The sequence below is a fragment of the Rhizobiaceae bacterium genome, assembly GCA_023953845.1.
Taxonomy (GTDB): Bacteria; Pseudomonadota; Alphaproteobacteria; order Rhizobiales; family Rhizobiaceae; genus Arvimicrobium.
Window position 1 is genome coordinate 3,807,088 of the sequence record JAMLJC010000001.1, and the last position, 24,189, is coordinate 3,831,276.

Sequence of the window (24,189 nt, forward strand, 5' to 3'; positions counted from 1 at the left end):
CCCTCGAGGGGAGGTCTGGCGGCAGTTTATTCCCTCGCGCTCTCCCTGAGCTTCTGCGCGTAGACGTTGATCACCAGCGCCGCCAGCAGGATCAGGCCGCGGATGAGGATCTTCAGGAAGCTGTCGATCTGGATATGATCGAGCCCGTTGTTGAGCACGCCGAGCACCAGCAGGCCGATGATCGTGTTGCCGATGCCGCCGCGTCCGCCGAACAGGCTGGTGCCGCCCACCACCACCGCCGCGATGGCGTCGAGCAGGAACGTGTCGAACTGGTTCTGCTGGGCCGAGCCGAAATAGGCGACGCCGAGCATGCCCGCGATGCCGGAGCACATGGCCGCAATGATCATCACGGCCGCGATGATCATCTTGACGTTGACGCCGGAATATTCCGCCGCCTCGCGGTTGCCGCCCACCATGTAGACGTAGCGCCCGAACCGCGTGTAGGTCAGCACGAGATGGCCGACCAGCAGGAAGATGAGGCAGATCACGATCGTCCACTTGATGCCGAAGATCGTGCCGGAGCCGAGCGTCGTGATGATCTCGGGATAGTTGTAGGCGATCTGGCCGCGGACCAGCATGGCCGAGATGCCGTTGGCGATCTGCATCATCGCAAGCGTCATGATGAATGACGGGATGCCGATGCCGACGACCCCGAATGCGGTGACAAGCCCCAATGTGAAGCAGGCCGCCAAAGTCAGGATGATGGCGATCCAGCCTTGCACCGGCAGGTTGGCGATGTTCACATATTCGGGCTGAATCGTGAAATATGCCACCAGGATGCCGATAGCGTTGGCGATGGCCGCGACCGACAGATCGATCTCCGCCGTCAGAATGACGAATGTCAGGCCGACGGCGATGATGCCGGTGATCGACGCCTGGCTGAGGATGTTCATCATGTTGTCGACCGTGCGAAAGCTGGGCGCCTGCGCGGAGAAGAAGATGATAAGCACGATCAGCGTGAAGACAGGCGCGATGTTGCGCATCTGCTCCGCCATGAACCGCTTCACATCGAAGGGCCGTGCGGCTTCGGTCACCGTGCTCATTGCATCTCCCCGATACCCGGATGTTGTGCTGCCGGATCACGCTGCATCGAGCAGATCCGCCTTTTCCAGCCGCCCGCTGGTGAATTCCTTCGCCACCGTCCCGCGCTTCAGCACCGTCACCCGGTCCGCCAGTGTCAGGATGGTTTCAGGCTCCGTCGAGAGGACCAGGATCGCGACGCCCTTGTCGCGCAGCGACTTGACGATCCGGATCACGTCCTCCTTGGCGCCGACATCCATGCCGCGCGTCGGTTCCGACAGGATCAGCACCTTCGGAAGATGCGTGAGCCATTTTGCCAGCGCCACCTTCTGCTGGTTGCCGCCCGAAAGGTTGCCAAGCGCGATATCCGTCTTCGGCGGGCGGATCTGCAGGTCCTTTATGTGGATCTCCGTGATCTCGCGTTCCCGCTTCGGTTTCAGCAGTACGCGATGAATGCGCCCTAGAATGGCGATCGACGCATTCTTGAATACGGGCTCTGTGCGGAACAGCATCATGCCGCGATTCTCCGGCACGTAGGCGATGCCGGCGCGGCGCGCCGCCGCGGTGGAGCGCAAGCGTACGGGCTTTCCGTCCAGAAGGATGGACCCGCCGGTGAGGCTGCCCTTGCCGAACAGCGCGCGCGAAAGCTCCACCTGGCCGCATCCCATGAAGCCGTAGACGCCGGTGATTTCGCCAGCGCGCAGCTTCAGCGAAATATCCTTCATCATGATGCCGTCGCTGAGGTCGCGCGCTTCCAGCACGACGTGGCGCGAATCGTCGCCGGTGAGCTCGGTGAATTCCCCCATATGCATTTCAGCCGTGCCGCGGCCGATCATATGCGAGATGACGCTGTCCTTGGTCAGCGCGGAGGTGTTTTCGGTAATTACCTTGCGCCCGTTCCGGAACACGGTGATACGGTCGGAAATTTCCAGCACGTCGTCGAGGAAGTGCGAGATGAAGACGATGGTCCGGCCCTGATTGCGCAGTCTGCGCAGTGCGTCGAACAGCCTTTTCACTTCGGGTGGCGACAGGGCGGAGGTCGGCTCGTCAAGGATGATGATCCGTGCGCCTGAAAAGAGCACCCGGGAAAGTTCGATCAGCTGCTGAAGGCCGACCGGCAGGCTGCCCATGCGTGTGTTCGGGTCGATATCGAGGCCGAGGCTCGCCAGTTGCGCCTTGGCCTCGCGCTTCATACGGCGCCAATCGATCACGCCGCCGGCCATCATCGGCTGCACGCCGAGGAACACATTTTCGGCGACCGTCAGGTCGGGAATTATGGAAAGCTCCTGGTGGACCATGCCGATGCCGGCGGCCAGCGCATCCGCCGGCGAGCGCAGGTGAACCGGCTTGCCGTCGACGCGCATCTCGCCTTCGAAGCCGTGATAAACGCCCGCGATGATCTTCATCATCGTCGACTTGCCGGCGCCATTCTCGCCAACCAGTCCGTGGATTTCCCCCGGAATCAGGTCGAAATCGACTTCGCGCAACGCCTGCACGCCGCCGAATGTCTTTGTCACGCCGATCATCTGAAGGACGGGCGTATCTGCGATCGAATTGGCCGGAGGGTTGTTATGCCCTCCGGCCGTTATGGTATTTGCGTCAGCCAAGTGTGCGGCCGATCAAATCAGGAAATTCTTCTGCAGCCAGAGATGGCCGGGAGCTGTTTCCTGCGTGATGACCGGACCATCGGCCCAGATGTAGTTGGGGATGCCGCCGGCGCCGGTTTTCTCGCCGCCTTGGACTGCGGCAACGCCCGCTGCGACCGCCCAGCCATGGATGCGGCAGGACGGGTTGCGAACAGTGGCCACCATCGTGCCGTCGAGAACGGCGTTCACGGCAGGCGGCATGGCGTCGACGCCGCCGATGAAGATGCCCTCGCGGCCCTTCGCCTTCATGACGTTGTGCGCGGCGAGCGCCATGTCGTCATTGTGGAAGAACGCACCGGCGATATCGGGATACTTCGTCAGCAGCGATTCCCAGATACGCGCCACCTTGGTGACGTCCCAGTCGGCAGGCTGCTCGTCGACGACCTTCACGTCGGGGAAGTTGGCGACGACTTCCTTGAAACCCTTGGCACGACCCTGGGCACCGGTGTGGCCCAGCGCACCCTGAGTCATCACGACGTTGCCCTTGCCGCCAATCTTCTTCATCAGTTCATTCGTCACCACCGAACCCATGAAAACGTTGTCCGGGGCGATGAAGGTATGCAGCGCGAGCTGGCCTTCCGGCGCCATCATCGTGTCCATGGCGATCACGGGCGTGCCTGCGTCGATCATCTTCTTCACCGGGTCGTTCAGCGTTCCGATGCCGAAGGTCTGGATGGCGACAAAGTCCCACTTCTGGGTGGCCATGTTGTCGATGGCGGCGCGTTGTTTTGGTGCAGCGAGTTCACCGTCGAACCAGGTGATCTCCACGTTCATCAGCTTGCCCCAGGCCTCGGCCGTCTGCTTGCCCTGGGCGCACCAAGTCGCCTGCAGGCCGGCATTGCTGAAGGCTGCCTTCATCGGCTTGCCCGAAGGTTTCAGCTCCTGGGCCATGGCCGGGCTGAATCCGGCGGAGCCAAGCAGCGCACCGGCCAGCGCGGTCGTGCCGATTGCTTTGAAAATATCGCGACGCGTCCTAGACTCTTCGATCAGATCATCGAGCATATTCATCCTCCCAATGGCCGGCGACTCGCACCGGAAAAGTTTCCTTCCTGAGGTCCGACTCGAGAAAGGGCGTCCTCCCGTTCACCCTGCCGGCTCCCCAAGCACCCGAACGATAGGCGTTAAAACGGTTGAACGTCAACACGATCGGAAGCATTTGTCAGACAAAAAAACATCCACCTTGCAAAGCGCCGGCGAATGCCACCTCCGGTCTGCGATTTTCATACGGAACTGCTTGGTTCCTTTGAGGAAAACACTCTGCCCAAAAAAGCAGCGACCCGCGCGATTGCACGCGCGGGTCGCTTTTTCGTGAGTGTTGATTGGTGTTTCGCAGCCTAGAAGAAGCTCTTGCCGCGCTGCCACCAGCCGCCCTTTTTGGGCTTGGCTTCCGCTTCCGGCTCCGTGGCGGCCGGCGAAGAAACAGCCTCTGCCGGTGGCGTCTCCACGACAACCTGTTCTGCCGCGACGGATTCTTCTTCGGCCGGCACGCTGGCATCGTTGAAGGTCTCCGCGGCTGCCGGGGTCTCAGCCACGGCTTCGGTCGCCTCCGTCTTCTTGCGGCTTGCGCGCGGCTTTCGGGCGGGCTTCTCTGTCGCCACGCCATCCGCCGCATCCGACTTGCGCGCGCGAGGCTTCCGTTTCGGCTTTTCAACGACAGGTTCCGCAATCGCCTCCACGGGTTCGACGGTCTCCACAGGCAGATCGACTTCGGAAGTCGAAGGCTCCGAACCCGCCTCTACCGCCTCCTGGGCGTCGAAATCGGAGATGGCTTCGGCTGGCGCCGCAGCCAGATCTCTGCCATCGGCGGATTCCGCGTCGGCTCCGTTGTCGTCCGCTCCTTCCGCACCGTCTTCACGGCGGTTGCGCTTGCCGCCGCGCTTGCCGCGCCGCCGCTTCTTGCGCTCGCTTTCCGAGGTCGCGGATTGCTCGGCTGTAACGACGACATCGTTCCCCCACGCCTCATCGTCGGAGCCGTCTTCGCCATCCGTATCGTCTACGCCGGCAACAGCATCGGCGTCGTCTGACGCTGCCTGTTCGGCAGGCGAGCGATGTTCGTCGTCACGGTCACGACCGCCGCGACGACGCCGGCGGCGCCGCTTCTTGCGGTCGCGATTATGCTCGCCGTCATGGGCATGCTGGCCGTCGCTCCGCTCGTTGCGCTGCGCCGGCTTGCCGTCGTTCTCGAGTTCCGAATCGTCTTCCTCGACGATCTCGTCCTCGATGAGATCGGGCTCTTCGTAGGCCGGCGCGGGCAGGCTGGCCGGTTCGACGAAATCGGCAGGCTTCTCCGCGATTGCGCCACGCAGGATCGCATAATGCTGGGAGCCGAGCGTTTCATCGACCTCGATGGTGACCGTCAAGGCGAAACGACGCTCCAGTTCCGCCAGCGTGCTGCGCTTGTGATTGAGCACATAGAGCGCGGTCGCCGTCGGCGTGCGGACGATCAGATGATGATGCGAATCCTTGAGCAGCGATTCTTCGATGGCGCGCACCACCATCAGCGCGACGGAGGAGTCCGAACGCACATGACCGGTTCCGCCGCAATGCGGGCAGGGCTTCATGGTCGATTCGAGCACCGATGCGCGGATGCGCTGGCGGCTCATCTCCATCAGGCCGAAATGCGATATCCGGCCGACCTGGATTCGTGCCCGGTCGTTTTTCAGATGATCCTTCAGCCGCTTCTCGACCGCCCGGTTGTTCCGGTTCTCCTCCATGTCGATGAAGTCGATGACGATCAGGCCGGCGAGGTCGCGCAGCCTGAGCTGGCGCGCCACTTCCTCCGCCGCTTCCAGATTGGTCTGGAGCGCGGTGTCCTCGATCGAGTGCTCCTTGGTCGAGCGCCCCGAGTTCACATCGATCGAAACCAGCGCTTCGGTCTGGTTGATGATGATGTAGCCGCCGCTCTTCAGCGTCACCTGAGGCTGGAGCATCTTGTCGAGCTGTGCTTCGATGCCGTTGCGGGCGAAGATCGGCGTGGTGTCGCGATAGGGCTGAACCACTTTTGCGTGGCTGGGCATCAGCATGCGCATGAAGTCCTTTGCCTCGCGATAGCCTTCGTCGCCGGCAACCAGGATTTCGCTGATGTCCTTGTTGTAGAGGTCGCGCACGGAGCGCTTGATCAGCGAGCCTTCCTCGTAGACGAGGGCAGGGGCGGTGGATTGCAGCGTCAGATTGCGGACATTCTCCCACAGCCGCATCAGATATTCGTAGTCGCGCTTGATTTCGGCCTTGGTGCGGTTCTCGCCGGCCGTGCGCAGGATCACGCCCATGCCTTCTGGCACTTCGAGATCCTTCACAACGTCCTTAAGGCGCTTGCGATCCTGCGCATTGGTGATCTTGCGCGAGATGCCGCCGCCGCGCGCGGTGTTCGGCATCAGCACGGAATACCGGCCGGCAAGCGACAGGTAGGTGGTCATCGCGGCGCCCTTGTTGCCGCGTTCCTCCTTTACGACCTGAACCAGCAGGATTTGCCGGCGCTTGATGACTTCCTGGATCTTGTACTGGCGGCGGAGCGGCTTGCGGCGCGCGCGCACTTCCTCGAGCGCATCCTCGGCGCCGACCGATTCGATTTCGCCTTCCTCGGCCGAAGAATTGCGGATTTCCTCGACTGTGCCCCGATCTTGGCTATCGTCCGAGGTCGCTTCCGCGACCGGTTCCGAAATCAGGTCGCCTTCGATCGATGCAGCCAGAGGGCGACCGCTTCCGGCGGGGTCCTCGTCATCGTCTGCGGTGTCGGATTCGGTCGATGCGCCGGCGTCGTCGGAAACGTCGACGGCTTCCGCAGCCGCGCCGTTTTCCTCCTCGGTCCCGTAGGAGCCGGTCGATTCGCCGAGGGTTTCGACGATCTCGACCTCGTCCAGCTCGACCAGGGAGCCGCCGCTTTCGCCCTCGGATTCGGCCTGGTGCTGATCCTCGGCGCCGCGGGCCGACTGTCCGTTCCTGCCCCGGGCCCGGCGCTTCCGCCGCCCGCGGCGATCATTGCGATCGCCGTTTCCGTCTTCCTCGTCCTCGTCGTCATCATCTTCGGCGCGGGCCTGCGCTGCTTCCGCCTTCAGGAGTGCCTGACGGTCGGCGACGGGGATCTGGTAGTAATCGGGATGAATCTCGCTGAAGGCGAGAAAACCGTGACGGTTCCCGCCATATTCCACGAAAGCTGCCTGAAGCGATGGCTCCACCCGCGTCACGCGGGCCAGGTAGATGTTTCCTCTGAGCTGCTTCTTGTCCTGGGATTCGAAATCGAATTCTTCGATACGGTTACCGCGTACGACGACGACGCGCGTTTCCTCCGGGTGGGAGGCGTCGATAAGCATTTTGTTGGGCATTATTCATTGTCTCCCCGGCGTCCGCGAGTTCTCTCCGGGAGAATCTTGGGAAACCCGCTGGTAAAGCGCCGGACCAAATTGCGTCCGCCGGTCGCAGTTCACCCCGCGCCACAAGCATGCTGCCGGCGTCGCGCCGATTGGCGTCGGGCCGGGCTGCCATGCTGGGATGTGCGCTGAGAGTCATCGCGTATCCTTGCGGACAATTTCAACTAAGGCCCGGCGTGGCCGGACCAGCTCGTGCTCACGAAGAGCCGGCGCGAAACATACGTTCCGGCCGTTTTCCTTAACATCAAGGTTCCGCGTCACCGGAACGCCTTGAAGAAATCTTTCGGGTCTACGCGCCGCGCCTGCCGCATCCGTGACGGGAACCGCCGCTTCCTCACCTTCACCACAATCCTGAGTGTAGGCGGACACGTGCGAGAGCATTGCAGTGATCCAGTGTCGCTTTTATGATTTGCCGGCATTCATGGCAACCCAAAATCGGCTGGCTCGGTCGAGCTGGCTTCCTTTACGGAAGGCGCCCGCGAAAAGGCTTGGTTAACCTTACGAAGCTACCAATCGTTAATCGCTTGGCGGCCGGCGCATTTCGCAAGGCCAAGGGGTCTGCCGGCGGAACGGCGCAGTTCGGCTTTTATGTGGGAATGATCTTGTCGAAAGGGAAGTGCACGGACGGTCTTCCCGCCAGCAGGCTGCTTCTGGCGTTTGTCCTGTTTGCGACGTGGCTGCTCGCCGCGATGGGGCCTGCCGGGGCGGACACGCTGACGGCGACGGCGTTTCGCGTGGCCGGCGACGCGAACCATGTGCGCATCGTCATGGAATTCGACAGCGAGCCCGAGCCGCGCTGGTTCATGCTGCGTGCGCCGCACCGGCTGGTCGTCGATCTGCCGCGTACCGAATTCCGGCTCGACCCGACCGACCTCAAATCGCGCGGACTGCTGGCGAATGTGCGACTGGGCCATGTGGACGAAACGTCTTCGCGCCTGCTGGTGGCGGCGAAAGGACCTTTTGCTATAGACAAGGTCGATATCCTGAAAAACGAGGATGCGCCCGGCTATCGCCTCGCCATCGATCTCTCGTCCACCTCGGAGACCGCCTTCGAGCAGGCGCTCGCCGACCAGGCCCTGACCACGGCGTCCAGCCAGGCGACGCCGAAGACCGACCGGGTCAAGGATGTGCACAAGCCATTCGTCGTGGTCATAGATCCCGGTCACGGCGGGATCGACGGCGGCGCGAAAGGCACGAGCGGCGCCGTGGAGAAGGAGGTCACGCTGGCTTTTGCACGCGAACTGCGTGACTTGCTGGCGGCGACCGGCAAATATCAGGTTTCTATGACGCGCGACGGCGACGAGTTCCTGCGCCTCGACGACCGCGTCCGGATCGCGCGCGAACGAGGCGCCGATCTGCTGGTCTCGATCCATGCCGACACGATCAGCGTAAAGGGGCTGCGCGGCGCCACCGTCTACACCGTCTCGGACAAGGCGTCCGACCCCGAGGCCGAAGCGCTGGCCATTCGCGAAAACCTCGCGGATCAGGTTGCCGGCATCGACATCCAGGACGCCGACACGGAGGTTGCCGACATACTGGTCGATCTCATCCGCCGCGAAACGCACAGCTTCTCAATCCGGTTCGCACGCACTTTGGTCGGCGAGCTTTCGAATTCCATCGGCGTCATCAACAATCCGCATCGCTTTGCCGGATTCAAGGTGCTAAAGGCGCCCGACGTACCTTCGGTGCTGGTCGAATTGGGTTATCTTTCGAACCCCAAGGATGAGCAGCTCATGCAGGATGCGGGTTGGCGCAGGAAGGCGGCGGAAAGCATCGCCAAGGCGGTCGCGGATTTCGCCGGGGCCCGCGCCGGTGCTGGCGGATGAAGGCTCTGCGCGGCGGCATGACCGTTGCCTTGCGGGCACACCTTCGCAAATGTTCGCCTTTTGGACGGGCAAAGTGCCCGTTGCCGCATTTTGCACACATGGGCGGACGATGGATGGACATATTGAAGTCGCAATCTGAGGCGCGGGAAGCTCTCCGCTCCGGCAAGCGGCCGGGCGGGATTGCGGAATACGGACTGGAGCGGGCATGATCAGGCTGATCGGCTATTTCTTCGGCATCGGCGTCGCGCTGGCGCTGTTGGCGGCCGCCGGCGTCGCGGCCTATGTCGGCCATCTGACCAAGGACCTTCCCGACTACGAGGTGCTGGCCAATTACGAGCCGCCGGTCACCACCCGCATTCATGCCGCCGATGGCGAACTGATGGGCGAATTCGCGCGCCAGCGCCGCCTTTATCTGCCGATCCAGGCAATCCCGGATCGCGTCAAGGCAGCCTTCCTGTCGGCTGAGGACAAGAATTTCTACAAGCATCCCGGCGTCGATTTCGAGGGTATCGTCCGCGCCGCGCTCGTCTATGCGAAGGGCGGGCCGATGCAGGGCGGCTCGACCATTACGCAGCAGGTGGCGAAGAACTTCCTGCTCACCAACGAACGGTCGCTGGAGCGCAAGATCAAGGAGGCGGTGCTCTCCTTCCGCATCGAGCAGGCCTATTCCAAGGACCGTATCCTCGAACTCTATCTCAACGAGATCTTCTTCGGCCTCGGCGCCTACGGCATCGCCGGCGCGGCGCTGACCTATTTCGACAAGTCGGTCAACGAACTGACCGTGGCTGAGGCCGCCTATCTCGCGGCCTTGCCGAAGGGGCCGTCGAACTACCATCCGTTCCGCTATGAGGAGCGCGCCATCGAGCGCCGCAACTGGGTCATCGACCAGATGGTCGAGAACGGGTACGTGACCAAGGAAGAGGGCGACAAGGCCAAGGCCAGCCCGCTCGGCGTCTCGCCCCGCCGCAACGGCACCTATCTCTTTGCCGGGGAGTATTTCACCGAGGAGGTGCGCCGCGAGATCATTTCCCGCTACGGCGAGGATGCTCTCTACGAGGGCGGCCTGTCCGTCCGCACTACGCTCGATCCAAAGATGCAGCTCATGGCCCGCAAGGCGCTGCATGCCGGCCTGGTCAAGTTCGACCGCCTGCGCGGCTACCGCGGGCCCAAGCAGCACGTAGATATTTCCGGCGACTGGGGCGAGGCTGTCGGCGAGGTGAAGGGCCTCTCCGATATCCCGGAATGGCGTCTGGCAGTGGTGCTGGACGGCTCCGATTCGAGCCTTTCGATCGGACTCCAGCCGGCGCGGCTCGCCTCCGGCGCGCTGGAGGAGAAGCGCGAGACCGGCACCATCTCCGCCGAGGACATGGGCTGGGCCATGCGTCACGTCGTCGACGGCAAGCGCGTCAAGGCGAAGTCGCCTGCCGATGTGCTGAAGCCCGGCGACGTCGTTTTCGTGGAGAAAAAGGAAGGCTCCGACAACGCCTACGAATTGCGGCAGCCGCCGGAAGTGTCGGGCGGCATGGTGGCGATGGACCCGCATACGGGCCGCGTGCTCGCCATGGTCGGCGGCTTCTCCTATGCCGAATCGGAATTCAACCGCGCCACGCAGGCGATGCGGCAGCCGGGTTCGTCGTTCAAGCCGATCGTCTACGCCGCCGCGCTGGACAATGGCTATACGCCGGCTTCGGTCATCATGGACGGCCCGATCACCATCACCTCGGGCGGACAGAGCTGGACGCCGAAGAACTATGACGGGAAGGCCGCCGGTCCGTCGACGCTGCGCAACGGCATCGAGCGTTCGCGCAACCTGATGACGGTGCGTCTCGCCAACGACATGGGCATGAAGATCGTCGCCGAATATGCGGAGCGCTTCGGCGTCTACGATCATCTTGCGCCTTATCTGCCGATGGCGCTGGGTTCCGGCGAGACGACCGTGATGCGCATGGTGTCGGCCTATTCGATCATGGCCAATGGCGGCCGGCAGATCAAACCGTCCATGATCGACCGTATCCAGGATCGCTATGGCAAGACCGTGTTCAAGCATGACGAGCGCGGCTGCGAAGGCTGCGTCGCGACCGAATGGACGGGACAGGCGGAGCCTGAACTGATCGACAATTCCGAGCAGGTGCTCGATCCGATGACCGCGTACCAGATCACGTCGATGATGGAAGGCGTGGTGCAGCGCGGCACGGCGGTGACCATCTCCGAACTCGGCCGCCCGATCGCCGGCAAGACCGGCACGACCAACGACGAGAAGGACGCGTGGTTCGTGGGCTACACGCCGAACCTCGTGGTCGGTCTCTACATGGGCTACGACAAGCCGCAGAACCTTGGCAAGGGCGCCACCGGCGGCGGTCTGGCGGCTCCGATCTTCAAGGAGTTCATGGCCGATGCGCTCAAGGATACGCCGGTCGTGGACTTCAAGGTGCCGGAAGGCATGAAGCTGATCTCGATCAACCGTAAGACCGGCATGCGCGCCGGCGAAGGCGAGGGCGGCACGATCGTCGAGGCCTTCAAGCCCGGCACAGGTCCGGCCGACAGCTACTGGGTGATCGGCATGGAAGGCGAGGGCACCACCACCGGCGAAATCTCCTCGGAAGCTCGCAAGGCGGTCACGGAATCGCCGGGCGGCCTCTACTAGGCGAAAGCCCGCGTAAACCGTGAATGGGCCGGCAATGCCGGTCCATTTTGCTTTACAGCCCGATGCCGGCTCCCTATGTTCCGCGCCGATCGAAGGCCCGCGTCGTCCGACGCGCCGTAAATTCAGGACATCGTTAGGAAATGCGCACCGAAACCGAGAATCTGGTCGACGAAATCAAGCAGGCCATCGCCCTGCTGAGGAGGCATCTTTGACTGGGACCAGGCGCTGAAGCGACTGGACTATCTCAACATGCGCGCGGAAGACCCCGCGTTGTGGAACGATCCGCAGGAAGCGCAGAAGCTTATGCGCGAGCGGCAGACACTTGAAGACAACACCAAATTTATCAAAGGGTTGTCGCGGTCGCTCAACGACAATATCGAACTCATCGAACTCGGCGAGGCCGAAGGCGATGAAGGCATCGTTTCGGAAGCCGAGGCGGCCATCCGTTCACTGTCGGGCGAGATCAAGGCTCGTCAGGTCGAGACAATGCTCTCTGGCGAGGCCGACGCCAACGACACCTATCTCGAAGTCCACGCTGGCGCCGGCGGGACCGAGAGCCAGGACTGGGCGAACATGCTGCTGCGCATGTATACGCGCTGGGCGGAGCGCCGCGGTTTCAAGGTCGAGGTTCTGGAAGTCCATGACGGCGAAGAGGCCGGCATCAAGTCCGCCACCATTCTCGTCAAGGGACACAACGCTTTCGGCTGGCTGAAGACCGAGTCCGGCGTGCACCGGCTCGTGCGCATTTCGCCCTACGACAGCAACGCCCGCCGCCACACCTCGTTTTCGAGCATCTGGGTCTATCCGGTGATCGACGACACCATCGAGATCGAAATTCCGGAATCGGACGTCCGCATAGACACCTATCGTTCGTCGGGCGCTGGTGGCCAGCATGTCAACACCACCGACTCGGCCGTGCGCATCACGCACATCCCGACCGGCATCGCGGTTGCCTGCCAGGCAGGCCGGTCGCAGCACCAGAATCGCGCCAAGGCGTGGGAGATGCTGAGGTCGAGGCTTTACGAGGAGGAGCTGAAGAAGCGTGAGGCTGCGGCCAACGCGACGGAGGCCACCAAGACGGATATCGGCTGGGGCCACCAGATCCGATCCTATGTTTTACAGCCTTATCAACTGGTGAAGGATCTGCGCACCGGCTTTGAAAGCACCAGCCCGTCTGACGTGCTGGACGGCGACCTGGACGAATTCATGGAGGCCTCGCTCGCCCATCGCATCAAGGGCGGCGGAACAGAGGCGGTCGCTGACATCGACTGATCGGCTGCGGCCGGATTCCAGCAAGCCGCGAAAGGCTCTAAGATCGCGCCAGATACTTCGCGATCTTTTTTCCCGCTTTCACGAAAGGCAGCGGGTTCACCGCTTCGCCGTTCTTGCGCACTTCGTAGTGCAGGTGAGGGCCGGTTGAGCGGCCGCTATTGCCTGAATTGCCGAGGAGATCGCCGGCATCCACTCTCTGGCCGACGCCCACGGAAATGCTGCTCATATGGGCGAAGCGCGTTGTCCAGCCGCCACCATGGTCGACCTCGACCATGCGGCCGTAGCCTCCGTTCCAGCCGGCATGGATGACGATTCCCTTGCCGGTGGCCCGAACGGGTGCTCCGATGCTCGAACGGAAATCCATCCCCGAATGCATGGCGAGCGTTCCGAGAAGCGGGTCGCGCCGCACGCCAAAAGTGCTCGTGACAGCGCGCCCGGGCGCCGGATTGGCGATCGGCAGTTTCAGCGCGGCTGCCTTTACCGTTTCCAGCTTGGATAGCGCCTCGTCCAGTTCCTTGACCTTCGTGTCGAAGGCTGAGGCTGGATCGTAGGGAACGAAGGGTCCGCCGACCGCCGAGCGTGCGTCTTCGTTGTCGACGGAGAGACCCGCATCCTCGAGCGCATCGGAAATCTCGTCGGCTGTGCGATAGGCATTCTCGGCCAGCCTGCTGACCCGGTTGAGCTGCTCGCTTTCGATGGAGCGCAGAGACTTGTTGATCGCGATGAACAGCTTGTCGGCCTGGTCCGCGGCGGAATCGCCTTCGGCAGGAGCTTCGCGGAGAGGCCATAGTGACAGGGCCGCTACCGGCGCGGAACTCGTCGTATGCGCCAGCAGCGGGTTGCGGCCGGACAGTTCCGCCTTGATCTCCGGCTTGGGCTGCGGGACAGGGACGGCATCCGTTCCCGGGTCGAGATCACCGGCGCGGTCCAACAGCGGACCCAGCTTGCCGTGCCGCTGTGTCAGCTGTGACTGGCGCTCCAGAAGCTCCGACACCTTGCTTTCGACAAGTTGCTGATCGAGCAACTGTCGGCTCGTGATACGATCGACCTGCGCGCGGAGTGCGGATATGCGATCCTCATAAGCCTGCTGAATCCGGGCCTGCCGCGCGACGGTTGCTCCGATCAGATCGTCGCGCAGGACGAGATAGGACGTGGCAAGGAGATAGCCGATGGCGATTGCCGCGAACGCGGAGCCCGCAACGGCCGCCACCCATGGTTTGATCGTGAAATGTCGAATTTCATCACCGCGCGCAATGATGACGGTGTGCGGCTCCTTGCGCCGCCCGAATGTCGCGGGCTGTCCGGCTTGCATTACGAGACACGCCTCTTCCGAAAGGCAGTTAACGCGTCGCATTAGATATTATTAAGGTTAACAAACCGCTGCCGGGACTTCGGTGTAGCGGTTTGTCAAGTGCGCATGGAGGTGAAAGCTCAGTCCAGGAAAAGCCAGAGCAGGATGATGATCGGGATCGGAATGCCAAGCATCCAGAGAACGATCGAACGAAGCATGCTGAACCTCCGATAGCTGTTGATCGTAGTTCAAACGCCGCACCCTGCATTCAGTTCCGGGTTGCGTTGCTCATGCCCTCTCGGGGGATGCGGTCAGGGCGGTCGCTGCCTCCAGCACGGCGTCTGCGTGCCCGGCAACCCTGACCTTGCGCCATGCTTTCGCTATCCTGCCTTTTGCGTTCACGAGGAAGGTCGCGCGCTCGACACCCATGAAACTGCGGCCATACATGCTCTTCTCCACCCAGACACCCCACCGTTTGATGATGTCCAGTTCGGGATCGGACACGAGGTTTGCCGCGATGCCCTGTTTCTCGGCGAATTTTGTAAGCTTCGCGGGGCCGTCGGGGGAGATGCCGATTACCTCCACGCCGAGTTTCTCGAAGTCTGCCTGGCGTCGGGAAAAATCCACGACTTCGCTGGTGCAGGCCGGCGTCCCGGCGCGGGGATAGAAATAGATCACGAAAGGGGCGTTCTTGAACAACAAGGAGCCGTTTTCAGCACCCTGAATTGTCGTGAAGTTGAAATCCGGCGCCTTTGCGCCAACTTGCAAATCAGTCATATCGCTGCCGTGGTTGAGAGATACGCGCGGGTTGCGGTTATAAGGGAAGAGAAGGATTCGTCTACGGGCTGCAACGCGGCGGGAAGGTGCGTGAAGCTGGAGATCCAAAGACACGAGAAGATCCGGTTCAGGCGCGATGAAATCTGCGACCTCAACGCGTTGCCGTCGGCTGTTGGTCGGGAGGTGCCCCGCGCGGCCGGATTGAGCAGGCGTCCCGCGCACGCGCCTCTTGTCTCGCGGGCCTTGCGAACGGCCGCGAAGTCGGTCGCGGTCATCCTCGGATTGTTTCTGTTTGTAGTTCTGGGCGTCTATGCGATTGGCGCCTCCGGTATCGGGACGGAGCGCCTGCGGCTGGAGGCGGAGGCGGCCCTGCGTCGCGCTGTCGGTCCGGATGCCGCCGCCTCGATCGGTCCGGCGCGGATAACGATGGACGGAGCCCAGTTTCTGGCGCTTCGCATCGAAGACTTCAAGCTTGACGCTGACGGACGCTCGCAAGTGGAAGCGGGGACTCTGCAATTCGGCGTTCGCCTGCTGCCGTTGCTTGGCGGGAGCCTGAAACTTGGAACGGCGAGGATTTCGGACGCGCGCATCCGGGCTTCGGCTCTGGCGCTTGGACGGACGGGCGACTGGACGCTGAGCCTGCGCAACGAGGATGGCCTGATTGATCCCGATCTTGCCGGTGCAGCGTTGTTCGATGCGCTGCATGGCGCGCTCGATCTGCTTGAACGTGGCGGCACCAGCCGCATCGCGCTCGAGAACACCGAAATCGTGCTCGCCGATACCGGCCGCATACGCAGCCTGCTGATTGGGGAAGCGTCGCTCTCCGACAACGGGGCGGATGGCCTGGCGCTTTCCGCCGATGGCACGCTGGACGGTCGCGAAGTTTCTTTGAGGGGCAGGGCGACCCATGAGGGCGGGACGCAGCGCATCACGGAACTCCATCTTACCGTGGCGATAGCGCCCTCCGAGCCACTTGTCCTCGATTCCAGCGGAATGCTCTCGACGGACGGCAGCAAGAGCAGGATGGGCGGCGCGAGAATCGAGATACGCGGCGCGGAAACCGACGGTTCGACGCCCACGAAACTCACGCTTGCTGCCGACATCGACAATTCGGTCATCGATCTCGGTCGTCGCGGCGTGGTGCCGGGCGACGCCGATCTCGACGCCACCCTTCTCATCGGTTCGAACAAGGTCGAGATAGACCGCCTCTCCTTCGCGACGGGCCGCTCGCGGATCGAGGCCACCGGCGCCATAGGCCCGCAGCCGCGGGAAGCTGCAAACGGGGCGCAGCCGGTATACCGCTACGAATTCGTGACTCAACGCGCGCTTCTTGCGCCGCTCGATTCGCCGGATTCCCCAACGGAATTCTCCGCCCGCATGGCGGGTCGCTTCGACGAGGCGACGCGCCAGCTCACCGCCGACGAGCTTTCCGTGCGCACCGGCGAGGGGCAGATGGCGGGCGTGGCCTCGGCGGAGTTTGTCTCCGGCAAGACGCCCGGCCTTTCCCTTGCCCTTTCCGCCAAGGACATGCCCGTCGCGCAGGCCAAGCAATTCTGGCCGTGGATGGCTGCGGGGCGTGCGCGTCAATGGGTGATCGAGAACTTTTTCGGTGGTCGCGTCGTCGAAAGCGAGATCCGCTACCGCGTGGCGCCGGGCCGCATCGGCGACGGCATTCCGCTGAAGAGCAACGAGATTTTCGGCCGTTTCGTGGTGCGCGATTCCCGCTTCGATACAACCGGCGAATTACCGCCGATCCGGGATGCGGAAGGCGTCATCGAGTTTCGCGGCAATGATGTGGACATATCCCTGTCCTCGGGGACGGCTTATCTGCCGAGCGGCAAGGCCGTGGCCGTCTCGAACGGCGTGCTGACCTTCCGTGACGCCAATCGTCCTCCCGTCATCGGCGACCTCGATCTCGACCTGAAGGGCGAAGCCATAGCGGTGGCGGAACTCGCCTCGTTGAAGCCTATCGACGCCATGCGCCGCCTCAACATGGATTTTTCCGATTTCAGCGGCACCGTGTCGGGACACGTCAAGACGCAGCTGCCGCTCCAGAAGTCGACCGACCTTTCCAGTCTGGAATGGCAGGTGAAGCTCAACGTCAGCGACCTCGCGGTCGCGAAACCGTTCGACAACCAGAAGCTCAGCCGCGCCAGGGGAACCATACAGGTCGATCCCCGCAGGGCGGTCCTCGATCTCGACGGCCAGTTGAACGAGATCCCGGCCGAACTGAAGATCGTCGAGCCGCTTCGCGAGGGCGGTCCCGCGCGCGTGCGCGACATCAAGCTGACGGTGGACGACAAGCGGCGCAACCAGCTCGCGCCAGGGCTGAGCGACATGGTCGCCGGCACCATGGTGCTGAATATCGATGCCTCCGACAGCGCGCGGCAGAAGGTGACCGCGGATCTCGGCAAGGCCCGGCTCAGCATACCCTGGGTCGGCTGGAGCAAGGGAGCCGGCATTCCCGCCAAGGTTTCCTTCAACATGGCGCGGTCAGGCGCCAATTCGACGCTTTCAAACTTCCAGCTTTCCGGCGACACGTTCGGCATCTCCGGAGATGTGAAGCTTGCGGATGGCGGGCTGGCTTCAGCCCGTTTCGATCGCGTGAGACTCAACCGAAACGACAATGCCCGTGTAGACATCACGCGGCGCGGCAAGGGCTATTCCGTCTCGGTCAACGGAGAGTCCTTCGACGCCCGCTCGCTGATCAAGCTGATCCTGGGCGACGGCGAAAGCGGAGAGGGCGGTTCGTCGGACACGGGAACCGCCGTCTCTGTCAAGGCGTCGATCGCCCGCCTCGTCGGCTTCGGCAACGAGGCGTTGTCAGGGGTGGAATTGAGCTACGCCGGCTCGGCAAAGGGGGCCGCGACCTATTCCATGACCGCCACCACGGCCGGCCGAGGCTCCGTCAACGTCTCCAGCGATGCCGAGGGAAACCGGCAATCCATGCGCGTACGGGCGACGGATGCCGGCGCTTTCGTGCGTTTCCTCGATATTTACGACAAGATGCAGGGCGGTCAGGTGGACGTGACGCTGAGCGGCGCGAGCGGCGGCGCCTTGCGTGGGCAGATCAACGCAACCGGTTTCCAGATCGTCAACGAGCCGCGGCTTGGCTCGATCGTCTCGACCAAGCCTGCCGGCAGCGACCGCAGCCTGAACGAGGCCGTGCGACGCGACATCGATACGGCGCGGGTCGAGTTCCAGCGCGGCTTCGCACGCATCGAGAAGGGCGCGGGTTACCTGACCATCGATGGCGGGGTGCTGCGCGGCCCCATGGTCGGCGCGACCTTCCAGGGCACGCTCTACGACGCCCGGGGAAACATCGACATGACCGGCACCTTCATGCCCGCCTATGGCCTCAATCGCCTGTTCGCCGAGCTTCCCATCATCGGCATCATCCTTGGAAACGGACGCGACCGCGGCCTGATCGGCGTCACCTTCAAGCTGGAAGGCAAGGCCGCCAAGCCGCAACTGCAGATCAACCCGCTTTCGGTGATCGCGCCGGGTATCTTCCGCTCGATCTTCGAGTTTCAGTGACGGGCGGTCAGACCGGCCGCACCAGAACGTGCTTCTTCTTGCCAACGGACAGTTTCACCACGCCGCCGACGAGGTGACCGTCATTGACGACGCCGCGCTCGTCATTGACAGGCTGGTCGTTGACCCGCACCGCGCCACCCTGCACATGCCGCCGCGCCTCGCCATTCGAGCCGGCAAGCCCCGCGCGCACCAGAAGCGTGAGCAAGCCGATGCCGGCCGCAAGTTCTCCGCCGGATACTTCTATCGAGGGTAGATCGTCGGCCAGCGCGCCTTCCTCGAAGGTCTTGCGCGCGGTTTCGGCGGCCGCATCGGCTGCTTCCCGCCCATGCAGCATCGCCGTGATCTCGGTGGCGAAGATCTTCTTCGCCTCATTGATCTCCGAACTCTTCAGCGCCGCAAGCCGTGCCACTTCATCAAGCGGAAGCGTCGTGTAGAGTTTCAGGAAGCGCTCGACGTCGGCGTCCTCCGTATTGCGCCAATATTGCCAGAAATCGTACGGGCTGAGCATGTCCGCATCCAGCCAGACGGCGCCTGACGCGGTCTTGCCCATCTTGGCGCCGGAAGCGGTGGTGAGCAGCGGCGTCGTCAGCGCGAACAGTTGCGGCGTGCCCATGCGGTGGCCGAGGTCGATGCCGCTGACAATGTTGCCCCATTGGTCGGAGCCGCCCATCTGCAGTCGGCAATTATAGCGCTTCGACAACTCCACGAAATCGTAGGCCTGCAGGATCATGTAGTTGAATTCGAGGAACGATAACGACTGCTCGCGGTCGAGCCTGAGCTTGACCGAATCGAACGACAGCATGCGGTTGACGGAGAAATGCCGGCCGACGTCGCGCAGGAAGTTGACGTAGTTGATGGTCATCAGCCAATCGGCGTTGTTGACCATCAGCGCATCGCCGGGCCCGTCGCCGAAGCGCAGATAGCTGGCGAAATTTTTGCGGATGCCGACAAGATTGTCGTCGATGTCCTCCGGGGTGAGAAGTTTGCGCGCCTCGTCCTTGAAGGACGGATCGCCGATCATCGTCGTGCCGCCGCCCATCAGCGCTATCGGGCGATGGCCGGTCTGCTGCATCCAGTGCAGCATCATGATCTGGATCAGCGAGCCGGCATGCAGGCTCTTCGCCGTCGCATCGAAGCCGATATAGGCGGTGACGCGTTCCCTCAAGAAAAGCTCGTCGAGGCCGGCCTCATCCGAGATCTGGTGGATGAAACCGCGCTCGGACATGACGCGCAGGAAATCGGACTTGAAGGCAGGCATGGCGCTCTCTTGGCTGACATTCCCGCAACGTTGGCATTGCGGGACGCGGCGCTTTAGCATCCGGAGCCAAGGAATCACAAGGCGGAGCGGGAATGAAGCGCGACGGACCCCTGACGGCGATCGGCCTGATGAGCGGCACCTCCATGGACGGCATCGATGTCGCGATGCTGACGACGGACGGCGTCGATCATCTGGAATTTCGCGGCAATCTGTTCGTTCCCTATGACGCTGCCTTCCGGCGGCGGCTGGAAGGCGCACTTGAAACTGCTAAGACGATCACCGCACGGGAACAGCGGCCGGGCGATCTGGCGGATATCGAGCGCGAGATTTCCCGACGCCACGCGGAAGCCGTCGACACCTTCCTTCGCAACAATCGCGTCGACGCCGCCTCGGTCGATCTGATCGGCTTTCACGGCCAGACGGTGCTGCATCGGCCGCAGCAGGCGCTCACCGTCCAACTCGGCGACGGAGGCAAGCTGGCGCAACTGACAGGAATTCCTGTCGTCTACGACATGCGCGCCAACGACATGCGGCACGGCGGACAGGGCGCGCCGCTGGTCCCGGCCTATCATACCGCGTTGGCGCGCTCGCGCGGCGAAGACCTTGCCGGGAAATTCCCCGTCTGTTTCGTCAACATCGGCGGCATATCCAACATTACCTACGTGTCGGAAACGGACGATCCGGTTGCCTTCGATACAGGACCCGGCAACGCGCTGATCGACCAGTGGGTATCGCGTCAGGGCGGCATTCCGTTCGATGCGGATGGCGCGATCGCCAGCGAGGGCACGACGGTGCGTGCTGTGGTCGATCGCTACCTCGCCAGGCCCTTCTTCGAAAAACCGGGGCCGAAATCGTTGGACCGCAACGATTTCACCCTCGCGGAGGCGGAAGGCCTGGAACTTGCCGACGGCGCACGAACGCTTGCCGCCGTTTCAGCGGAAGCGATCCTTAGATGCGTTGAACACCTTCCGAGGCCGCCGAAGCTCTGGATCGTCTGCGGCGGCGGGCGCAAAAACCCCCACATCCTGCGCGACCTGCACGCAGGAGCCGAAAAAACGCACGCGAAAGTGCTTACCGCCGAGGATGTCGGCATGAACGGCGACTTCACCGAGGCTGAAGCCTGGGCACATCTCGCCGTCCGCTCAGCGCGCGACCTGCCGCTCACATTTCCGACAACCACAGGCTGCCGTCAGGCTGTAACCGGCGGCGTACTTGCCTTTCCGCCACGCGGTGACGCGACGCGGTAGAAGGGCTCGAACGGATCAGGCCTTGGCGGCGGCTTTCGGTTTCGCTGCCGCTTTCGGCTTTGCCGGAGGCTTGGACTTCGCCGCTGCCTTTGGCGCTGCTGCAGGCTTCGCGGCGGCCTTTGCCGAAGCTTTCCCGTTGGCGGCCTTGGCAGCGGGCTTTGCGGCAGCCGCTTTTGCCGGCGCCTTCGCAGGCTTGGCGACCACGGTCTGATCCTCGATTTTCGCCTCGGCGACGCCCTTCTTAAGGGATTCGATGGACTTCAGCGCTGAGGCCTTGGCCTTGTATCCTTCCGAACTGAAAACGATCTCCCCGTTGTTCGCACGGTAGCGAAAACGGGTTTCGCCCTTCTTATCCTTGTAGACCTCGAATGTGCTCATTTTGATCCCCTGTCGCAGGCACTGATTCGACTGCAAGGATAACGCTGACATTCGTCAACTGGCCTGTCGAGCAAAGATCGCTCGCCGGCGAATGACTGCACAACATCTTGTGGGTTGGAGCTCTTGCGGCGGCCGATTCGGTAGCGCGCCACCAGTAGCCGAACTCGTTTACCGCTTGTCGCGACTGCCGTAGCCGGCGACGAGTTCGGCCATCGTCTTCGATATGTGATCGTCCGCTGCGGCGAGACCTTCGGCGACGCCCGCCCGATCCTCCGCGGGACGGTTCTGGCTCGCCTTCCATTTGCCGTTCAATTCCGCGATTTCGATCTCGATGCCCACGATCCCCTTCATCTGGCCGGCAATGAAGGCGTCCGGAGCGTCGGAGACATGCCACGGCTCCGCACGCGGCGCTTCATGTGCGTTCGTGAGCGCCGCAATCTGCTGGCCGAGCCACGCCGCGTCTTCCCTGACGACAGCCCGCCCGCGCGCCTGAACCATGGCGTAGTTCCAGGTGGGCACGACCTTTCCCGTCTGCCGCTTGGTCTCGTACCACGAGGGCGTCACATACGTATCCACGCCCTGGAAGACGACAAGCACCGGTATTTCGGCCAGCGCCCGGATCGCCTGCCATTGCGGATTGGCGCGCGACAGGTGGGCGCGGAGAACGCCCTTGGGCGCGGCGTCCGCGTCGAGAAGAAAGGGCAACGGATTCGCAACCGGTCCGTCCTCGCCATTGCAGATCAGCAGGCCGAGCGGATGGGCTCGGATCAGTTCGTGAAGAACCTCCAGCCGGGTCTCCTGGAAATGGGGAGGCTGGTACACGGCCGGTTCCCGCTCAGCGAAGCCGTTTGGTTCTCTGGTCTGACAGTTCGCCGGCAAGCCGGCGGTCGAGATAGTCTGCACACTCGTCGAGCAGCAGTTGCGCATCATTGGCGAAGAAGTGGTTCGCGCCGGGCAGCGTCTTCTGCGTGATGGTGATGCCCTTTTGCGTATGCAGCTTGTCGACCAGCGTCTGGACGTCCTTCGGCGGCGCGACCTTGTCCGCGTCGCCGTGGATGATGAGGCCCGAAGAGGGACAGGGGGCGAGGAACGAGAAGTCGTAGATGTTGGGTTGCGGCGCGATCGAGATGAACCCCTCGATCTCGGGACGGCGCATCAGCAGCTGCATGCCGATCCACGCGCCGAAGGAATAACCTGCCACCCAGCAGGTCTTGGAATCGGGATGCAGCGACTGCACCCAGTCGAGCGCGGCCGCGGCATCCGACAACTCGCCAGCGCCATGGTCGAACTCGCCCTGGCTGCGGCCTATGCCGCGGAAGTTGAAACGCAGCGTCGTGAAGGCGCGTTTTTGGAACATATAGAAGAGGTCGTAGACGATCTTGTTGTTCATCGTCCCGCCGAACTGCGGATGCGGGTGCAGCACGATGGCGATCGGCGCGTTCTTCTCCTTGGAAGGCTGGTAGCGACCTTCCAGCCGACCGGCAGGACCGTTGAAAATAACCTCGGGCATCTATACTCCGTGCGCTTCGAACTCAGGCCGGGCCCGATCCGGCCCCTTCGGCCTTGACGGAGCCCCCGGGCCTCCCTAGAAGCTAGTTTAGAACGGTTCAAAACTGGCGGCCCGCGCCGCCGCTTGACAAGGCGGGTAAATAGGACGCCTGCGTTCGTCATTTCAAGGAAATAACGCGCCGAGGCCGGGCAAGGCGCAGCAACAGGGTGAATTGACGGCGAAATGGCCGTGGAGCGCGCATATCTCGACCACAATGCAAGCGCTCCGCTGCGGGAGAGCGCTCGCTCGGCTATGGTCGATGCTCTGGCCGCGGCCAATCCGTCATCCGTCCATGCCGAGGGCAGGGCGGCGCGGGCAATTGTCGAGGAAGCGCGGCGTGGCGTGGCGGCGCTGGTCAGCGCGAAGCCCGACCATGTGGCGTTCACGTCGGGCGCGACCGAAGCCGCATCCACGTTGCTCTCGCCCGGGTGGCGGATGGGGCGCGGCGCGGTCCGCATGTCGCATCTTTACGTCTGCGCATCGGACCATCCCTGTCTTCTGGGCGGCGGCGGGTTCGACGGGACAGCCGTGACGCGCGTCGGTGTCGACCGAAACGGCGTCGTAGACCTTGGCGCTCTTGAAGCGGCCCTTGCCGGGCACGAAAAGGATGACGGGCTGCCGCTCGTCGCGCTGCACCATGCCAACAATGAGACCGGCGTGATCCAGCCTGTCGATGAAGTCTCGCGCATCGCGCGGACCGCAGGCGCTGTGATCGTGCTCGACGCCGTTCAGGCCGTAGGTCGAATTCCCGTGGATATATCGGCCGGTTACGCCGATTACCTGATTCTCTCTTCGCACAAGATCGGCGGGCCGAAAGGCGCCGGCGCGATTGTGGCGGCTTCCGATCTGATGATGCCGCTGCCGCTCGTTGCCGGTGGCGGGCAGGAAAAGGGCCATCGCGCCGGTACGGAGAACGTGGCGGGAATTGCCGGCTTCGGAGCGGCTGCGCGTGAGGCGCTGGCTGAACTGCCGTATGTTGAATCGATACGTGAGCGGCGTGATTCGATTGAGGGGCATCTGCGGGCAAGCGATTCCGCCGTCGAGATTTTTGGCGTTGGCGCATCGCGGCTGCCCAACACGACCTTCTTCGCTTTGCCTGGCATAAAGGCCGAAACGGCGCAGATCGCCTTCGATCTGGCTGGGGTGGCGCTCTCGGCGGGTTCCGCTTGTTCGTCGGGAAAAGTAGGCCCCAGCCATGTGCTGAAGGCCATGGGTTTTGGCGACCGTGCAGGCGCGCTGCGCGTCTCCATCGGCATGTCTACGACCGACAAAGACGTCGAACTGTTCAAGGCGGCGCTGGCCGGCATCCTGTCGCGTCGCCGCGAAGTCACCAGGGCAGCTTAGGCGGCTTTGGTCAGGACGCATATCTGGACTGCG

15 protein-coding genes and 1 pseudogene are annotated in these 24,189 nt (G+C 63.1%); 6 read left to right on the forward strand and 10 right to left on the reverse strand.

Annotated elements, in window-relative coordinates; genetic code table 11:
• Positions 1-26: 26 nt before the first annotated feature.
• The 4 genes from M9955_18765 to M9955_18780 all read right to left on the reverse strand — a co-directional run bounded on the left by M9955_18765 (position 27) and on the right by M9955_18780 (position 6,988).
• Positions 27-1,043 (reverse strand): ABC transporter permease, encoded by a 1,017-nt coding sequence (locus M9955_18765; protein ID MCO5083687.1) that lies wholly within the window; start codon positions 1,041-1,043, stop codon positions 27-29.
• 36 nt (positions 1,044-1,079) lie between these two features.
• Positions 1,080-2,546, reverse strand: coding sequence for a sugar ABC transporter ATP-binding protein (locus M9955_18770; GenBank protein MCO5083688.1), 1,467 nt, complete (start codon positions 2,544-2,546; stop codon positions 1,080-1,082).
• A 93-nt stretch (positions 2,547-2,639) separates the two neighbouring features.
• Positions 2,640-3,674 (reverse strand): sugar ABC transporter substrate-binding protein, encoded by a 1,035-nt coding sequence (locus M9955_18775; protein MCO5083689.1) that lies wholly within the window; start codon positions 3,672-3,674, stop codon positions 2,640-2,642.
• Between the two features lie 326 nt (positions 3,675-4,000).
• Positions 4,001-6,988, reverse strand: a complete 2,988-nt coding sequence (locus M9955_18780) for an Rne/Rng family ribonuclease (GenBank protein ID MCO5083690.1) — start codon at positions 6,986-6,988, stop codon at positions 4,001-4,003.
• Between the two features lie 734 nt (positions 6,989-7,722).
• Between M9955_18780 and M9955_18785 the strand changes: the two genes are divergently transcribed.
• The 3 genes from M9955_18785 to prfB all read left to right on the forward strand — a co-directional run bounded on the left by M9955_18785 (position 7,723) and on the right by prfB (position 12,775).
• On the forward strand, positions 7,723-8,859 hold the full coding sequence (locus tag M9955_18785) for an N-acetylmuramoyl-L-alanine amidase (GenBank protein ID MCO5083691.1): 1,137 nt from the start codon (positions 7,723-7,725) through the stop codon (positions 8,857-8,859).
• A 205-nt stretch (positions 8,860-9,064) separates the two neighbouring features.
• On the forward strand, positions 9,065-11,503 hold the full coding sequence (locus tag M9955_18790) for a penicillin-binding protein 1A (GenBank protein MCO5083692.1): 2,439 nt from the start codon (positions 9,065-9,067) through the stop codon (positions 11,501-11,503).
• A 140-nt stretch (positions 11,504-11,643) separates the two neighbouring features.
• Positions 11,644-12,775 (forward strand): peptide chain release factor 2 gene (gene prfB / locus M9955_18795; GenBank protein MCO5083693.1). Its coding sequence is split into 2 segments (ribosomal slippage): positions 11,644-11,709 and positions 11,711-12,775, totalling 1,131 coding nucleotides; the frame shifts between segments, so codons are not numbered across the junction.
• 37 nt (positions 12,776-12,812) lie between these two features.
• On the opposite strand, the gene M9955_18800 is transcribed toward prfB, so the two are convergent.
• Both M9955_18800 and M9955_18805 read right to left on the reverse strand, forming a co-directional pair.
• Entirely contained in the window at positions 12,813-14,087 is a 1,275-nt protein-coding gene (locus M9955_18800; GenBank protein ID MCO5083694.1) for a M23 family metallopeptidase, read from the reverse strand.
• A 267-nt stretch (positions 14,088-14,354) separates the two neighbouring features.
• A complete protein-coding gene (locus M9955_18805; GenBank protein ID MCO5083695.1) occupies positions 14,355-15,548 on the reverse strand; it encodes a peroxiredoxin in 1,194 nt (397 codons plus the stop codon).
• Here M9955_18805 and M9955_18810 point away from each other — a divergent pair.
• Entirely contained in the window at positions 15,531-18,380 is a 2,850-nt protein-coding gene (locus M9955_18810) for a DUF3971 domain-containing protein (protein ID MCO5083696.1), read from the forward strand. The genes M9955_18805 and M9955_18810 overlap by 18 nt on opposite strands.
• 7 nt (positions 18,381-18,387) lie before the next feature.
• On the opposite strand, the gene tyrS is transcribed toward M9955_18810, so the two are convergent.
• On the reverse strand, positions 18,388-19,638 hold the full coding sequence (gene tyrS, locus M9955_18815) for a tyrosine--tRNA ligase (GenBank protein ID MCO5083697.1): 1,251 nt from the start codon (positions 19,636-19,638) through the stop codon (positions 18,388-18,390).
• 92 nt (positions 19,639-19,730) lie between these two features.
• On the opposite strand from tyrS, the gene M9955_18820 reads away from it, so the two are divergent.
• On the forward strand, positions 19,731-20,885 hold the full coding sequence (locus tag M9955_18820; GenBank protein MCO5083698.1) for an anhydro-N-acetylmuramic acid kinase: 1,155 nt from the start codon (positions 19,731-19,733) through the stop codon (positions 20,883-20,885).
• A gap of 237 nt (positions 20,886-21,122) precedes the next feature.
• On the opposite strand, the pseudogene M9955_18825 reads toward M9955_18820, so the two are convergent.
• The 3 genes and pseudogenes from M9955_18825 to M9955_18835 form a co-directional block, all read right to left on the reverse strand.
• Positions 21,123-21,263: pseudogene (locus M9955_18825) on the reverse strand (DUF1508 domain-containing protein).
• A 168-nt stretch (positions 21,264-21,431) separates the two neighbouring features.
• On the reverse strand, positions 21,432-22,085 hold the full coding sequence (locus M9955_18830; protein MCO5083699.1) for an FMN-binding negative transcriptional regulator: 654 nt from the start codon (positions 22,083-22,085) through the stop codon (positions 21,432-21,434).
• A 13-nt stretch (positions 22,086-22,098) separates the two neighbouring features.
• A complete protein-coding gene (locus M9955_18835; protein MCO5083700.1) occupies positions 22,099-22,773 on the reverse strand; it encodes an alpha/beta hydrolase in 675 nt (224 codons plus the stop codon).
• A 222-nt stretch (positions 22,774-22,995) separates the two neighbouring features.
• Here M9955_18835 and M9955_18840 point away from each other — a divergent pair, with 222 nt between their 5' ends.
• The gene (locus tag M9955_18840; GenBank protein ID MCO5083701.1) at positions 22,996-24,156 is read left to right on the forward strand and encodes a cysteine desulfurase; all 1,161 of its coding nucleotides are present in this window, start codon (positions 22,996-22,998) and stop codon (positions 24,154-24,156) included.
• Positions 24,157-24,189: the final 33 nt, after the last annotated feature.